Raw genomic sequence first — 14,184 nt, forward strand, 5'->3', positions numbered from 1 at the left:
TCTCGAGTCGGACACTTGACCCATGAGCACGGCTGAGGTCGAACTGTCACGTCCGAAGGCGTGGCTACTGGCTGCACGCCCGCAGACCCTGCCCGCGGCCGCGGCACCGGTTATCGTCGGCTCGGGCGTTGCGGCCGCCGAGGGCGTCTTCGAACTGCTGCCGGCGCTGTTTGCGTTCGTCGGTGCTGCACTGATTCAGATCGGGACGAACTTCGCGAACGACTACTACGACGCGATCAACGGCGCGGACACCGAGGATCGGGACGGGTTCACTCGCGTCACGCAGGCGGGAATCATCCCGGCCCGGCAGGTCAAACTCGCGACGATTATCACGTTCGCACTCGCGATCCTTTCTGGCACCTATCTGGTCTACGTCGGCGGCGTGCCAATTCTCGTCGTCGGTCTCGTGAGCGTCTTCTGCGGCTGGGCGTACACCGGCGGCCCCTATCCGCTCGGCTACCACGGGCTCGGCGATTTCTTCGTCTTCGTCTTCTTCGGCGTCGTCGCCGTCGTCGGGACGTTCTACGTGCAGGCTGCCGCTGCCGCCGTCGAACCGCTCACAACGACGCTTCCCGAGGGAACCATCACTCGCGAGGCGATTCTCGCGAGCCTTCCCGTCGCCGCCCTCTCGACGGCGATCATCGTCGTCAACAACGTCCGCGACTTAGAAACCGACGCGGAGACGGGCAAACGCACGCTCGCCGTCCGACTCGGCTATCGCGGCAGCCGCATCGAGTTCACCGCGCTGCTCGCGCTGGCGTACCTCGTTCCGGTGTGGCTCTGGCTCGCCGAGGGGCTCGGAGCGAGCGCGTTGCTGCCGCTCGTTTCGCTGCCCTACGCGGCGTCGATCGCGCGGACGATCTGGACCAGAACCGACGGCGAGGCGCTCAATCCCGCGCTCGAGGCGACCGGAAAGCTCCTCGCGCTGTACGCGGCGTTGTTCGCCGGGGGACTGGTGATCTAACCGTGGGGGCGGACACGAACGCCGACTGCGATCTCGAACTCGCGTATCGGCGGTTCTCGCTCGCGCTGACGTCGCCGCTCGAAACTGCAGCCAGATCGATCGACACCCGCGAGGGGTTTTTGGTTCGGATCGTCGACGGCACCGACGCTGCCTCCCCGACCGCCGGCTACGGCGAGGCGACACCGCTTCCGGGTTGGACGGAGCCGATCGAGGACTGCGAGGCGGCGCTCGACCGCGCCGAGCGGGCACTCGCACGTGGCGGACCGGAAGACGCGCTCGAGGCCGTCGCGGGAAACGGCGCGGCCCGACACGGCGTGTCGCTCGCGCTCGCGGATCTGCAGGCGACCCGCCAGGCGACGCCGCTGTACCGGTATATCGGTCAGGGACCGATGGTCGGCCGCGTTCCGGTGAACGCGACGATCGGCGACGGACCGCCGGACGAAACCGCCCATCAGGCAGCAGCCGCGGTCCAGCGCGGTTTCGATTGTTGCAAACTCAAAGCCGGCCGTCGGTCGGTCGAGGCCGACATCGACCGCGTCCAGCGAACGCGTGAGGTCGTCGGACCGGATGTCGAGCTCCGGGTCGACGCGAACGAAGCCTGGACGTTCGAGGAGGCGGCCCGAGCGCTCGACGCGTTCGCCGAGCTGGGCGTCTCGATTCTCGAACAGCCGCTCCCGGCCGGCGCGCTCGCGGGACACGCCGACCTCCGCGAACGAGCGGCCGGCACCGTCTCGATCGCGCTCGATGAAGGCGTACTCGAACACGGCGTCGACGCCATCTGCGAGGCCCAGGCTGCCGACGTAGCCATCTTGAAGCCGATGGCACTCGGCGGGATCGATATCGCACGGAAGATCGCAGCCTGGTTCGCCGAACTCGGCGTGACGCCGCTGGTGACGACGACGATCGACGGCGTCGTCGCACGAACGGGAGCCGTCCACCTCGCGGCGGCGATCCCCAACGTTCCGGCCTGCGGACTCGCAACGGGTGAGTTGCTCGCCGAGGACCTCGGCCGCGACCCCGTCCTCTTCGAGAACGGTGCCGCCGTCGTCCCGCAGGCGAAGGGCCTCGGCGTCGAGGGGGTGTGGCAGGAATGACTCCCGCGCACCTCGAGTGGCCGACGCAGGACCTCCTCGCCCACCGCGCGGCGGCGACGCCACAGCGCCGGGCGCTGGTCGACATCGAAACGGACACCGCGTGGACCTTCGCCGAGTTCACCCGGCGGGTGGATCGAACGGCCGCTGCACTCGAGACGGCCGTCGATCGCGTCCCCGACAGTCGCATCGGCGTCCTCATGGACACCCGTCCCGCCTTCGCGACCCTCTTTTTCGCCGCGATGCGACGCGGCGCGACCCTCGCCCCGCTGAACGTCCGCGAAACCGCGTCCGAACTGGCCGCCAAAGCCGACCGGCTCGACCTCGACGCGCTCGTCTGCGAGCGCGAGACGGCATCGACCGCGAGTGAACTCGTCGACGAATCGACGCCGATCCTGTCAGTTGACGACCCGACGACCGACGGCGTGACGGCGCTGTCGACTCTCCATACCGATCCGGGCGAGACGACGGGCGAACCGACCGCAGATGGGAAGCAGGTCGAGATCCAGTCAGCTGAACTCGATCGTGGCGACACGCAGCTGCTCATGTTCACGTCGGGAACGTCCGGTGATCCCAAGATCGTCCAGTTGACAGTGGGCAATCTGGTCGCCAGCGCGACCGCCTCAGCGTTTCGGCTCGGTGTCGATCCCGACGACCGATGGCTCTGCTGTCTCCCGATGTACCACATGGGCGGAATCGCGCCCGTGATCCGGTCCGCGCTGTACGGAACGACGGCCGTCGTCCAGCGCACGTTCGATGACCGCGCGACGGCCCGTGCAATGGACGAGTTCGGGATCACCGGCGTCTCGCTGGTCCCGACGATGGGCAAGCGGTTGCTCGACACCGGCTGGGAGCCGCCCGAATCGCTCCGGTTTGTCCTCCTCGGCGGCGCGCCGGCCTCGACGGAGTTCATCCGGCGCTGTCGCGAGGTGGGCGTGCCCGTCTACCCGACCTACGGCATGACCGAGACGGCCTCCCAGATCACGACCGCGACGCCGTCGGAGGCGGCGACGCACGAGGGGACCGTCGGCCAGCCGCTCGTCGTCACCGACGTATCGGTCGTGGACGAGACCGGTGATCCCGTTCCGACCGGCGAGCCAGGTGAACTCGTCGTCTCGGGACCGACGGTGACGCCGGGCTATCTCGATGCGGCGCGCACGGCGGACGCCTTCTGCGACCGGGGATTACGGACGGGAGATGTCGGGTACCGGGACGATGAGGGACGGCTGTGGATTCTCAACCGGCGCAGCGACCGCATCGTCACGGGCGGCGAGAACGTCGATCCTGGCGAAGTGATCGAGACGCTGCGCTCGCATCCGAAGATCGAGGCGGCCGCCGTCGTCGGCCTCGAAGACGAGGAGTGGGGCGAGCGGGTGGGTGCGCTCGTCGCGCCCGCTGCCGCCGCTAGTGGCGATGCGGGCAGTGACCCCGAGCCGATCGAACTCGAGTCCGTCCTCGCCCACTGCGACGGACACCTCGCCGGCTTCAAGCGCCCGAAGACGATCGGCGTGGTCGACGAACTTCCGCGAACGCATTCGGGGACCGTCGACCGGGACGCGGCTCGGGACCGGTTGCTCGAGGTCGGCGTCGACGTGACGGAGCCATCCTGGTAGTTCCTGGCCGGTGTCACCGGTCCGCTCTCGGGCCCGCTAGTGCATATCCACGACGGAAGATGACTCCGAATCAGGCTGCATACAGGACGTATCTTGCGCGGGATTCCGTCGAGGGATGTCAACGGACGTAACCCGCGGTTAGTATTTACCGCTGGGAGCCAAATACGAGCGTATGCCCCACGGTCAAGACGTCGAAGACGACACCTCAGAAATGACGTCGGAGTACGAGTGCCTTCAGTGCGGGCGAATAGTCAAGGCCGAGACGAACCCCGGCGAGTGCGAGGAGTGTGGCGGCGACTTCCAGAACCGGGCGAAATCAATCGAGTAACAGATTCTAGCCGCCTCCGATACTCCCCCGGGCGTACTCCGAGCGTGCAGCGGCGGACCCGAAGTTAAGACGCTCGATCCCCTCTCTTGAGACGTGTGCACACTGACGCTCGCCTGGCAGGTTTTCAATGACGCACCGGTCGCCGTCGCCGCGAACCGTGACGAAGCCACCGACCGCGACTCGCGTCCGCCCGAGATATACGGCGAGGACCCGCTCGTCGTCGCCCCGCGGGACGCCGAAGCCGGCGGCACCTGGCTCGGCTACAACGAGTTCGGCGTCGCCGCCGGCATCACGAACAAGTGGACCGACGCCGACCTCGCCGGCGACCGGTCGCGGGGATTGCTCGTCGCGGACGTCCTCGAGGCGCGCTCCGTCTCGGATGCGACCGCACTGGTCGAGGACGCGATGGCCGACGACGAGTACGAGGGCTTCTCACTCGTGATCGCCGACGCGGCCGCGGCCGTCTGTTACCAGTGGGACGGCGACCTCTCCGTCACCGAGTTCGACCCCGGCGTTCACGTCGTGGTTAACGTCGCCGTCGACGACGACGTTGATCTGCCGTCGAGTCGACCCGACATCGGACGAACGCAGGCCGACAATGCACGGCGCGTTCGCGCTGAACTCGCCGCCAACGCGGACGAATCCGTCACCGAGTGGCTCACCCGCGCCGGCACCGTCCTCGGCGATCACGAGTTCGGCGTCTGCGTTCACGGCGATGGCTACGGGACGCGGTCGTCCTCGCTGCTGGCGGTCGGGCCGGGGGCAGCAGCGCCGGAGCGGCCGGCCGAAGCGACCTATCGGTTCGCCGATGGGCCGCCCTGTGAAACGCCGTACCGACCGGTCGAACTCGACCACGAGCGATTGGCCGGACCCGTAACCGGTTCCGATTCGGCGTTCGGAACGACGACTCGTCGAAACGAATGACACTGGCGTCGAAGGGCACATTTAAGCGGCTCCCTGCCTCTCATACGCACATGGACGCACACCTGCCTGTCGCGACGAGCATGGATACGAAGAGGTGGTCGCCGTGAGCGTCTCTGCGGCCGAAGCAGAACTCTCCACGGACGAACACGCCGGTCTTGAACTCGTTCGCGAAACCGGCGGTATCCACCAAAGCGACTTCTGGAAGGAACTCGATGTCTCCTCGCGCAAGGGTAGTCGGATCGTCGAGTCGCTCGTCGAATACGAACTCGTCGACCGGGAGGAGACGGTCTACAACGGGCACAACACCTACTACATTACGCCGACCGCTCGCGATCTGGATTTCACGCTCTTGATGGCCGGGGACATGCTCTCGCCGTTTATCGGTGAGGAGGAGGTCGATCCCAACAGCGATGCGTTCTCGCAGTGGATCATGAACCTCGCGTACGAGGAATAGATCGAATAGAGCGGCTGCCGCTTCGATTTTACGGAACTGTCGATCGGGTGCGTGGGACGCCAAATTGGCGACGAAAAGTCCCAGCCCCGGCTCACCTCAGTTGCTCGCTTATTCGAGCGCGCTTGCGGCCCGGATGAGCCGTTCCTCGCCGAAGGACGGGCCGACGAGTTGCAGGCCGACGGGGAGGCCGTCGGCGTCGCTTTCGCCGGCCGGAACCGAAATCGCGGGGAGATCCGCGAGGTTCACGGGAACGGTGTTCGCGTCTGCAAGATACATCTGCAACGGGTCGTCTACGCTCTCGCCCTGTTCGAACGGGGTGACCGGCATCGTCGGCGAGGCGAGTACGTCGGCTTCCGAGAGCGCCTCGTCGAAGTCCTGTTTGACCCACGCACGAGCGTCCTGCGCTTTCTTGTAGTACTTGTCGTGGTAGCCGGCCGAGAGCGCGTACGTCCCGAGGAGGATCCGGCGCTTGACTTCGTCGCCGAAGCCCTCCTTGCGGACCGCCGAAAAGGCCTCGTTCCAGTTGCCGTCGGCGTCGGTCTCTGGTCCGTACCGAACGCCGTCGAAACGGGCGAGGTTGGACGAGGCTTCGGACATCGCGATCACGTAGTAGGCCTCGACTGCATGCTCGACGGACGGCAGCGAGACTTCGTGGTACTCCGCGCCCTGGGCCTCGAGTTCAGCGATGGCGTCCCAGAAGGTGTCGACGACGCCCTCGTCTGCGCCTTCGACCAGTTCGGTTGGGACGCCGATCGTGAGGCCGTCGACGTCGCCGGTTGCGGCGTCGGCGTAGCTTTCCCCGTCGAGTTCCACCGCTCGAGTTGTCGCGTCTCGGTCGTCCGGTCCTGCGATGACATCGAGCAGCGCGGCGGCGTCTTCGACGGTCTCACCGAAGGGGCCGATCTGCTCTAGGCTGTTGCCGTAGGCGACGAGGCCGTAGCGCGAGACGAGGCCGTAGGTCGGCTTGATCCCGACGACGCCGCAGAATGCGGCCGGACAGCGGATCGAGCCGCCTGTATCGGAGCCGAGCGCGAGTTCGGCCTCGCCGGCGGCGACGGCGGCGGCCGAGCCGCCGGAAGAGCCGCCGGGAACGTGGCCCGGTGCGGCGGGGTTGTCGGTCGGGCCGAAGGCCGAGGTTTCGGTGGTCGTGCCCATGCCGAACTCGTCCATGTTGGTCTTGCCGACGATGGTCGCGCCGGCGTCTTTGAGTCGGGAGACGACCGTGGCGTCGTAGGGCGGGACGTAGTCCTCGAGCATCGCAGACCCGCAGGTCGTCCTGACGCCCTCGGTCGAGATGTTGTCTTTGATGGCGACCGTGCAGCCGGCGAGTGGGCCGTCCGCGTCGGTGTCGCCGTCGATTCGCTCGTCGGTGATGAAGATGGTATCAGCCATTGGAGCGTCGATCAGGAGACGTTCGGCCCCTTGAAGAAGCCGTCCTCGGTTTCGGGTGCGTTCTGGAGTGCCACCTCACGGTCTAAGGAGTCGCGTTCCTCGTCGGGACGCATGACGTTCGTGAGGTCGGCCTCGCGCTCGACTTCCGGAACCTCGTCTAAGGTCTCGAAGTACTCGAGGATGTCCGCGAACTGGCCGGTAAACGCCTCGATCTCGTCGGCTTCGAGATCGACGCGAGCCAGGTCCGCGACGTGGCGGACCGCCTCGGTATCGACGGCGTCGGCGTCGTCGCTCATACGTGTCCGAACCGCCCTGCGGGGAGTAAGCGTTTCGATACGCCGGGCAGTGTCAGTGCAACGCGGCGGCGATCGGTGCGGTCGAGTTCACTGTGCCCGTTATGTGGTCCGGACTCACATAGTGAACAACGGATTACTCGCTCAGACGCGCGTTCACTACCTGTACGATCACAGTCTTTAAGTTTCCCACAGCCGTTACACTGGCTACGAGAGAGCGTTTTCAGCGACGGTTCGATCGGATTCATTACAATGACTGATTCCAGCATTCGAACTCGCAGCGACGAGCAGCGTCAGACCAAGCGAGTGGGTTCCGGTGAACGGACGAGCCAGCCGGCGGAACGCGAACGGGACGAACAAGAACGAGAACAGGAATATGAGCACGAGCAGTGTCCGGAGTGCAGTGGTCGCCTCGTCTCCGACGCCGAGCACGCCGAAACCGTCTGTGAAGACTGCGGGCTCGTCGTTCAGGAAGGAGAGATCGACCGCGGTCCCGAGTGGCGGGCGTTCGATGCCGCTGAGAAGGACGAAAAGTCCCGCGTCGGTGCCCCGACGACCAACATGATGCACGACCAGGGGCTCTCGACCAATATCGGCTGGCAGGACAAGGACGCCTACGGCCGCTCGTTGTCGAACCGCCAGCGCCAGAAGATGCAGCGACTGCGCACCTGGAACGAGCGATTCCGCACTCGGGATTCGAAGGAGCGAAACCTCAAACAGGCACTTGGCGAAATCGACCGCATGGCGAGCGCGCTCGGCCTTCCCGAGAACGTCCGGGAGACGGCATCGGTCATCTACCGACGCGCACTCGAAGAGGACCTGCTCCCCGGTCGCTCGATCGAGGGCGTCTCGACCGCGTCACTGTACGCCTCGGCTCGGCAGGCCGGGACCCCGCGCAGCCTCGACGAGATTTCGGCCGTCAGCCGCGTCGAAAAGGACGAGATCGCCCGCACCTACCGCTACGTCATTCGTGAACTCGGGCTCGAGGTCCAGCCCGCCGATCCGGTGAGCTACGTCCCCCGGTTCGCGAGCGATCTCGAACTCTCCGACGAGACCGAACGCCGCGCCAGGACCCTTCTCGAGACGGCGAAGGAGTCGGGTATCCACAGCGGCAAGTCGCCGGTCGGCCTCGCCGCCGCAGCCGTTTACGCCGGTGCGCTGTTGACGAACGAGAAAGTGACCCAGAACGACGTCAGCGAGGTCGCGAGCATCTCCGAAGTGACGATCCGTAATCGCTATCACGAGTTACTCGAGGTCGACGGCGGCGCGCCGGCGTAGGGACTTGCAGACTTCCGCCGATTTCCGTTGATCCCGCCGTTCAATACGTGATTTACCGGCCGCCATAACGGGCGCACGGCGACCGTTGCGAGTTCAGGACGCGCTAATGAGTGCATACTCAAGCGGGTTGTCCTACTGGTGCGAGTATGGAGTGCGATAACTGCCGGGCGAACGAGGTTGCATACACCCTTACGACGCACGTCGACGGGGCGGCGGACGAACGGATCGACTTGCACTTCTGTTCGACGGAGTGTCTGCGCGTCTGGACGTAGCGCAGCCGGTGGCTATCCGCTGTGGCCACCCCGCAGTCTACGCGACGAGTTCGTGTTGGCTGCCATTCAACTATCTCCGCGTGGATGCTCTCCGTATGACACGCACCGACAGTCACCCGCCCGCGACCGACGCGTCGGCCCTCCCGTCAGTCGCCGTCGAATCGACGACGCGTGACCTTCCGGACGTTCGCTTGCACGTCGTCGTCGGTGGGAACCCGGACGGACCGCTCGTCGTCCTGTTACACGGTTTTCCCGAGTTTTGGTACGGCTGGCGACACCAACTCGAGGCGCTGCTGGATGCGGGCTACCGGGTCGTCGTTCCCGACCAGCGCGGGTACAACCGCAGCGAGAAACCGACTGACATCGGCGCGTACCGGCTGCGATACCTGACGCGGGATATCGTCGATCTCATCCGCGCCGAGGGCCGCGAGGCGGCATCCGTCGTCGGCCACGACTGGGGCGGAATCGTCGCGTGGGCCCTCGCCACGCGCTACCCCGACGCCGTCGACCGTCTCGTCGCCGTCAACGCGCCGCATCCGGTCGCGTTCCAGCGCATCCTTCGCTCGACGCCCGAGCAGGTCGGGCGAAGCTGGTACGCGTTCGCGTTTCAACTCCCCTGGATTCCCGAACGGCTCCTCGAAGCCGGCGAGTTCAGTCCGCTCGAACGGATGCTTCGAGGCACCGCCCAACCGGGGACGTTCTCGGCGTCGGAACTGGCACACTACCGTCGCGCCTGGGGCCAGGCAGGTGCGCGGAGGGGGATGCTCAACTGGTATCGTGCGGGCGGCCGCTACCCGCCCGTCCGAGCGCGCGCCGGGACCCGGGACACCCTCGTCGACGCGCCGACCCTCGTCGTCTGGGGCGACGGCGATGTCGCGCTGGTTCCTGAACTCGCCCACGAGAGCGTCGGCGTGTGTGCACAGGGGCGACTCAAGCGCTATTCCGGAACCAGTCACTGGGTTCCCCACGAGGAACCTGCGAGACTCACTGCTGACGTTCGGTCGCACCTGCCGCTGTGACTCCACAACCGCGACATCGGTGCTGAACTCCGTTCGACTGCCCGTTTCAAGCGACGATTCCCACGGAATAGGAACGCGCCGAACCTATTCGTTCGTCTCCTCCCAACCACCATGTACCGATTGCCATGGCGCAGGCGACACTCACCCTCACGTTGCCAGACCACGTCTGGATTCAGCAGGTATCGGCGGCGCATCCGAATACCACGTTTCGAGTTCTTGCCGCCGTTCCCGACGCGGAGACGGGGTTCGCACTCGTCCGTCTCTCCGGTCCAGCGGTCGAGCACGCGCTGCAGGACATGAACTCCCACCCACAGCTCACCGAACTCACGCTCACCCAGCGCAGCGATGGCGAGGCCACCGTCCACTTCGAAACGACCGAACCCCTACTGTTGTTCTCGTCTCGCGACGCCGGCATGCCCATCGAACTCCCCGTCACGATCCAGGACGGCCGCGCCACCGTCACGGTCACCGGCTCGCGCGACCGACTCGCTGAACTCGCCGAACAGTTCGACCGCCTCGGGCTCCAGTACCAGATCGACACCGTCAGCGAACAACTCCACGAGAGTCAGCTCCTCTCGGACCGCCAGCTCGAAGTTCTCGTCACCGCCGTCAGGGAGGGCTACTACGACACGCCCCGGCGGTGCTCGCTGACGGATCTGGCTGACCATCTCGGTATCGCCAAGTCGACCTGCAGCGAGACGCTTCACCGCGCCGAGGAAGCGATCGTCAAACGATTCGTGGATCAGATCCCCGAGACAACGGCCGACGAGTCACTCGAAGAGCAGTTCGCCTGAAACCGACGCAGGTTGTTCTTGTCATCTGAGATATATTTCACACGTCCGTTTCTCCCTATTTTATATCAACGAATATGTTCGCCCCCATTCTCACGACGTGGAAATCGGCTCGACGGTTCATCGGGCTCAAGTTGTGAGTGCGCTGTAGAGGAACCGCAAATGAACGTATTCAAGTGGGTGCCGTTGCGTACTCACGACATGACTGGAATCGTATGTCAAGAGGTGTTCTAAGCAGATGAGTACGGACGATGAATCGTTCCACCCACTCGGCCAAGAGTGGGAGGATGAACTCGAGACGATGCTCGACGATACCGAGTACGATAGCGACCTCGGTATGGAGATGGCCAAGGACGCGATGCGCGTCACCAAGGGCGAGCTGTCGGAAGCCGACTTCCACGAGAAATATCACGAGGACGTGATGGACGAGTTCGGCGTCGACGACCGCCCGACGGAGGAAGCCTACGAGGAGGCCAAGAAGAACGCCGGCGGCTTCGCCGAGATGCTCAAGAGCTTCGACGGCGACGGCGACGAGAGTCGCCGCGACGTGATGAAGAAGATGGGCGTCGGCGCGGCGGCTGTCGGTCTCGGTGCCTGGGGGACCGCCGAGGGCGGTCAGCCAAATGTCGCCGACGAATCGGGAGGGCACGCAACGGAAGCCCACCGGGAGGGCGACACCCAGTGGGGCATGGCGATCGATCTCGAACGCTGTGACGGCTGTCTCTCCTGTGTCCAGGCGTGTGCCTCGGAGAACAACCTCGACCAGGGCGTCAACTGGATGTACGTCCTCGACTACGAGGACGGCGGTGCGGACACGAGCCAAAATCGCCTTGTCCGACCGTGTCAGCACTGTACCGACGCGCCGTGTGAGAAGGTCTGTCCGACGACGGCCCGCCACACGCGGGACAAGGACGGCCTCGTACTGACCGACTACGACGTCTGTATCGGCTGTCGGTACTGTCAGGTCGCCTGTCCCTACGGGGTCAACTACTTCCAGTGGGACGAACCGGATATTTCCACCGAGGAGATCGCAGCGGACCCGGAAAACGATGGCGAAGGCGACATGATGGTCGACGACCGCGATCGGTGGGTCGACAGTCGCTCGCCGCGCGGAACGATGAGCAAATGTACCATGTGCCCGTCCCGTCAGGACGGATTAAGTGGCGAGGACAAGGTGGGTACCTCCGCATGCGAGGATGCCTGTCCGCCGGACGCAATCCAGTTCGGCAACATGCGCGACGAGGAAAGCGACCCGCAGCGGTACCTGGATAACCCGAGCCGAAGCCGAACACTGATTCAGGTCGGTGCCGAGAGTGCAATCCCGGAGGTCGCCGGTCTCGAAGAGGATCTCGCGGACGCCGACGCCGACCTCGAGTCCGTTCTCGAGGCGTCCCAAGACCTCGACGAAGAAACGCTTCAGCTTATGAAAGCGACCGAGATCGTCACCGAGAACTTCGGCGAAGGCGATGCCGACTCGGTCGACTACGAGCAGAACATCATCGAGATCTTCGACGTGCTCGAGGAACACGGACTCGACCTCGACAGTCAGGAAGTGCTGGTCGGACTCGATCTCGCCGACGAACCGGACGAAGACGAAGAGTTCGAGGGCGCGGACGAACTCGATGCACAGAACGCCCTCGAAGCCTTCGCCGGTACTCCGGCGTCGAACTTCCGGCTGCTCGAAGACGTCGGTACCAACCCGAACGTCGCGTACCTCGGGAACGAACCCGGTCCGAACGCCGAACAGGTCGAGGGCCCGGTCGCATACGAGGATACCCAATACGAGCGTTCCGACGGATCCGAGCCGAACCTCGTCGACAACCGCAAGGAGGAAATCCTCGACGAGGGCACCGTCGGTGACGCCGGGGTGAGTTTATGAGCACCAAGACGCCATCCAAGGCGGATATTCTTCGCCCCATCGGGACGTTCTCGAAGAAGTACCTCGCGGTCTACAGCGTTGCAGCACTGGGACTCATCGCCTTCCTCATTGCCTGGGCCTACCAGCTCGAGAAGGGCCTGATCGTCACCGGCCTGGGCGACTGGGGTACCGGTGGCGGTGCGACCTGGGGACTGTACATCGGCGCGTTCATCTGGTGGGTCGGCGTCGCACACGGCGGGATCATCCTGTCTGCGTCCGTTCGACTCCTCGGGATGGACCGGTATATGCCGGTCGCTCGTATCGCGGAGATGACGACGATCGGTGGGCTCTCGGCCGCCGGATTCTACATTCTGGTCCACATGGGCCGTCCGGACCGAATGGTCACGAGCGTTCTCGGACACTTCCACATCACGGTTAACAACTCGCCGCTGGTGTGGGACGTGACCGTCATTACGGCCTACTTCGTGCTGTCGGCGACCTACCTCGGTCTGACGATACGGTACGACGTCAACCGGTTGCGCGACGATCTGCCGGATAAATTCGAGCCGATCTACAAGATTATCACGTTCGGCTACTCCGAGAAGGAAGACGAAATCATCCAGCGGATGGTCTGGTGGCTCGCAGCGGCTGTCATCATCATGGCCCCGCTCTTGCTCCACGGCGGCGTCATCCCGTGGCTGTTCTCGCTGCTGCCGGCGATGCCCGCCTGGACCGGTGGCATTCAGGGACCGATGTTCCTGAGCATCGCGCTGATGTCTGCGATCAGCGGCGTGATGATCATCTCGTATACGTTCCGACGCGTTTACAACTGGGAGCACATCATTACGGACGACATCTTCCGCGGCCTGCTTCTGTGGCTCGGCTTCTTCACGCTGTTGTTCCTGTGGTTCCAGCTACAGTCCGTTCTCAACGGCGCCTTCCTCGGCCCGCTCAACACGCAACACGCGGCCGAGGGGAAAATGGCCCACCCGGCCTACCAGGTCGCGATGACGATGATCTTCCTGACGCTCGTGTACATCTTCTTGCAGGCAATCCGTCCCGCCCTGTTCAGTAAGACGCGAGCGCTCATCGCCAGCTGTGCGATCCTGGCCGGGACGCTGACCGAGAAGATCCTGTTCGTCGTCGAAGGGTTCTTCCCCCCGACGTTCGACATCTACACCGCAACCCCCGGCACGTACTTCCCGAGCCTGATCGAGATCCTGTCACTCGTCGGAACGGTCTCTCTCGTTGCGCTCCTGTTCCTCAACCTCGCCAAGCTCGTCCCCGTGGTCGAGCTCCACGCGATTGAACACTTGACCGGCGACCACGGCCATGAGCATGACCACGAAGAGACAACTAAAACCGAGACCGAACCGGAGGTGAAAGCATGAGCCTCATTCCAACACTGATGACTGCCCTCTCGACCGTTCTGTACCACAACTACGACGGTACCGAGGGCTTCACCGGCTTCGCCAACGAAGGGACCTGGGTCATCTTCGCCATTATCCTGGTTCCCGTCTATATCATGCTCATCGCCTGGTTCGTCGGGAAGCCGCGCGATACGAAGACCGGACTGCTCGGCGTGACCTATCTCGTCGGGTTGACCACATCGATGTGGGTCGGCATGTTCTTCATTACCATGCTTATCGGCATCCTCTTCTACGGCGGTATGCCCGAACCGATCACCGCTCCCGGCCCGTAACGGAGCCCGTTCACCGACGAGTTCGGTTTGATTTTCCGGTTTTTCTCCGTCGATACGCACGCGAGTTCGTCTCGAGTGGAACTCGGAGCGATCAACGTTCATCGCCCATCGTCCATCGTCGTCCGTCGACCGTCCAGTCCGGTCGTCCGGGTATCGTATCGGTTCTGTCTGTTCCCTCTGTTCTAGTCCGTTCTGTTCTCGTTCA

Annotated in this window: 15 protein-coding genes; 13 read left to right on the forward strand and 2 right to left on the reverse strand. The window is 64.6% G+C overall.

The window, feature by feature from the left end; translation table 11 throughout:
• Positions 1-22 precede the first annotated feature (22 nt).
• The 6 genes from C484_RS18840 to C484_RS18860 all read left to right on the forward strand — a co-directional run bounded on the left by C484_RS18840 (position 23) and on the right by C484_RS18860 (position 5,374).
• On the forward strand, positions 23-964 hold the full coding sequence (locus C484_RS18840) for a 1,4-dihydroxy-2-naphthoate polyprenyltransferase (RefSeq protein ID WP_006827475.1): 942 nt from the start codon (positions 23-25) through the stop codon (positions 962-964).
• 2 nt (positions 965-966) lie between these two features.
• Positions 967-2,058: a mandelate racemase/muconate lactonizing enzyme family protein gene (locus C484_RS18845; RefSeq protein WP_006827476.1), complete on the forward strand. Its 1,092-nt coding sequence runs from the start codon at positions 967-969 to the stop codon at positions 2,056-2,058.
• Positions 2,055-3,668, forward strand: coding sequence for a class I adenylate-forming enzyme family protein (locus tag C484_RS18850; protein WP_006827477.1), 1,614 nt, complete (start codon positions 2,055-2,057; stop codon positions 3,666-3,668). The genes C484_RS18845 and C484_RS18850 overlap by 4 nt, the downstream gene beginning before the upstream one ends.
• Positions 3,669-3,840: 172 nt before the next feature.
• Complete coding sequence (locus tag C484_RS23265; protein ID WP_006827478.1) at positions 3,841-3,996, forward strand: rubrerythrin-like domain-containing protein; 156 nt, start codon at positions 3,841-3,843, stop codon at positions 3,994-3,996.
• 93 nt (positions 3,997-4,089) lie between these two features.
• On the forward strand, positions 4,090-4,920 hold the full coding sequence (locus C484_RS18855) for an NRDE family protein (RefSeq protein ID WP_006827479.1): 831 nt from the start codon (positions 4,090-4,092) through the stop codon (positions 4,918-4,920).
• Positions 4,921-5,023: 103 nt separating this feature from the next.
• On the forward strand, positions 5,024-5,374 hold the full coding sequence (locus C484_RS18860; protein ID WP_006827480.1) for a helix-turn-helix transcriptional regulator: 351 nt from the start codon (positions 5,024-5,026) through the stop codon (positions 5,372-5,374).
• A 108-nt stretch (positions 5,375-5,482) separates the two neighbouring features.
• Here C484_RS18860 and gatA read toward each other — a convergent pair whose 3' ends face one another.
• A complete protein-coding gene (gene gatA / locus C484_RS18865; protein ID WP_006827481.1) occupies positions 5,483-6,766 on the reverse strand; it encodes an Asp-tRNA(Asn)/Glu-tRNA(Gln) amidotransferase subunit GatA in 1,284 nt (427 codons plus the stop codon).
• Between the two features lie 11 nt (positions 6,767-6,777).
• Positions 6,778-7,062: an Asp-tRNA(Asn)/Glu-tRNA(Gln) amidotransferase subunit GatC gene (gene gatC / locus C484_RS18870; protein ID WP_006827482.1), complete on the reverse strand. Its 285-nt coding sequence runs from the start codon at positions 7,060-7,062 to the stop codon at positions 6,778-6,780.
• Between the two features lie 249 nt (positions 7,063-7,311).
• On the opposite strand from gatC, the gene C484_RS18875 reads away from it, so the two are divergent.
• From C484_RS18875 to C484_RS18900, 7 genes are all read left to right on the forward strand, one after another.
• Positions 7,312-8,337 (forward strand): transcription initiation factor IIB, encoded by a 1,026-nt coding sequence (locus C484_RS18875; protein WP_006827483.1) that lies wholly within the window; start codon positions 7,312-7,314, stop codon positions 8,335-8,337.
• 146 nt (positions 8,338-8,483) lie between these two features.
• Positions 8,484-8,609: a hypothetical protein gene (locus tag C484_RS24700; RefSeq protein WP_006827484.1), complete on the forward strand. Its 126-nt coding sequence runs from the start codon at positions 8,484-8,486 to the stop codon at positions 8,607-8,609.
• A 95-nt stretch (positions 8,610-8,704) separates the two neighbouring features.
• On the forward strand, positions 8,705-9,628 hold the full coding sequence (locus C484_RS18880; protein WP_006827485.1) for an alpha/beta fold hydrolase: 924 nt from the start codon (positions 8,705-8,707) through the stop codon (positions 9,626-9,628).
• A gap of 125 nt (positions 9,629-9,753) precedes the next feature.
• Positions 9,754-10,422, forward strand: coding sequence for a helix-turn-helix domain-containing protein (locus tag C484_RS18885; RefSeq protein ID WP_006827486.1), 669 nt, complete (start codon positions 9,754-9,756; stop codon positions 10,420-10,422).
• A gap of 235 nt (positions 10,423-10,657) precedes the next feature.
• Positions 10,658-12,298 carry a 4Fe-4S ferredoxin N-terminal domain-containing protein gene (locus C484_RS18890; RefSeq protein WP_006827487.1) on the forward strand — a complete coding sequence of 547 codons (1,641 nt, stop codon included), beginning with the start codon at positions 10,658-10,660 and terminating at the stop codon, positions 12,296-12,298.
• Positions 12,295-13,668: an NrfD/PsrC family molybdoenzyme membrane anchor subunit gene (gene nrfD / locus C484_RS18895; protein WP_006827488.1), complete on the forward strand. Its 1,374-nt coding sequence runs from the start codon at positions 12,295-12,297 to the stop codon at positions 13,666-13,668. Before C484_RS18890 ends, nrfD begins: the two co-directional genes overlap by 4 nt.
• Entirely contained in the window at positions 13,665-13,979 is a 315-nt protein-coding gene (locus C484_RS18900) for a hypothetical protein (RefSeq protein ID WP_006663753.1), read from the forward strand. The genes nrfD and C484_RS18900 overlap by 4 nt, the downstream gene beginning before the upstream one ends.
• Positions 13,980-14,184 lie beyond the last annotated feature (205 nt).

Source organism: Natrialba taiwanensis DSM 12281 (genome assembly GCF_000337595.1).
Taxonomy (GTDB): Archaea; Halobacteriota; Halobacteria; order Halobacteriales; family Natrialbaceae; genus Natrialba; species Natrialba taiwanensis.

Excerpts from the sequence above, each read along its gene's own strand:
- nrfD (WP_006827488.1), top strand. The coding sequence starts at position 12,295 with ATGAGCACCAAGACGCCATCCAAGGCGGATATTCTTCGCCCCATCGGG.
- C484_RS18850 (WP_006827477.1), top strand. The coding sequence starts at position 2,055 with ATGACTCCCGCGCACCTCGAGTGGCCGACGCAGGACCTCCTCGCCCAC.
- C484_RS23265 (WP_006827478.1), top strand. The coding sequence starts at position 3,841 with ATGCCCCACGGTCAAGACGTCGAAGACGACACCTCAGAAATGACGTCG.
- C484_RS18840 (WP_006827475.1), top strand. The coding sequence starts at position 23 with ATGAGCACGGCTGAGGTCGAACTGTCACGTCCGAAGGCGTGGCTACTG.
- C484_RS18890 (WP_006827487.1), top strand. The coding sequence starts at position 10,658 with ATGAGTACGGACGATGAATCGTTCCACCCACTCGGCCAAGAGTGGGAG.
- C484_RS18880 (WP_006827485.1), top strand. The coding sequence starts at position 8,705 with ATGACACGCACCGACAGTCACCCGCCCGCGACCGACGCGTCGGCCCTC.
- C484_RS18875 (WP_006827483.1), top strand. The coding sequence starts at position 7,312 with ATGACTGATTCCAGCATTCGAACTCGCAGCGACGAGCAGCGTCAGACC.
- C484_RS18900 (WP_006663753.1), top strand. The coding sequence starts at position 13,665 with ATGAGCCTCATTCCAACACTGATGACTGCCCTCTCGACCGTTCTGTAC.
- gatA (WP_006827481.1), bottom strand. The coding sequence starts at position 6,766 with ATGGCTGATACCATCTTCATCACCGACGAGCGAATCGACGGCGACACC.
- gatC (WP_006827482.1), bottom strand. The coding sequence starts at position 7,062 with ATGAGCGACGACGCCGACGCCGTCGATACCGAGGCGGTCCGCCACGTC.
- C484_RS18885 (WP_006827486.1), top strand. The coding sequence starts at position 9,754 with ATGGCGCAGGCGACACTCACCCTCACGTTGCCAGACCACGTCTGGATT.
- C484_RS24700 (WP_006827484.1), top strand. The coding sequence starts at position 8,484 with ATGGAGTGCGATAACTGCCGGGCGAACGAGGTTGCATACACCCTTACG.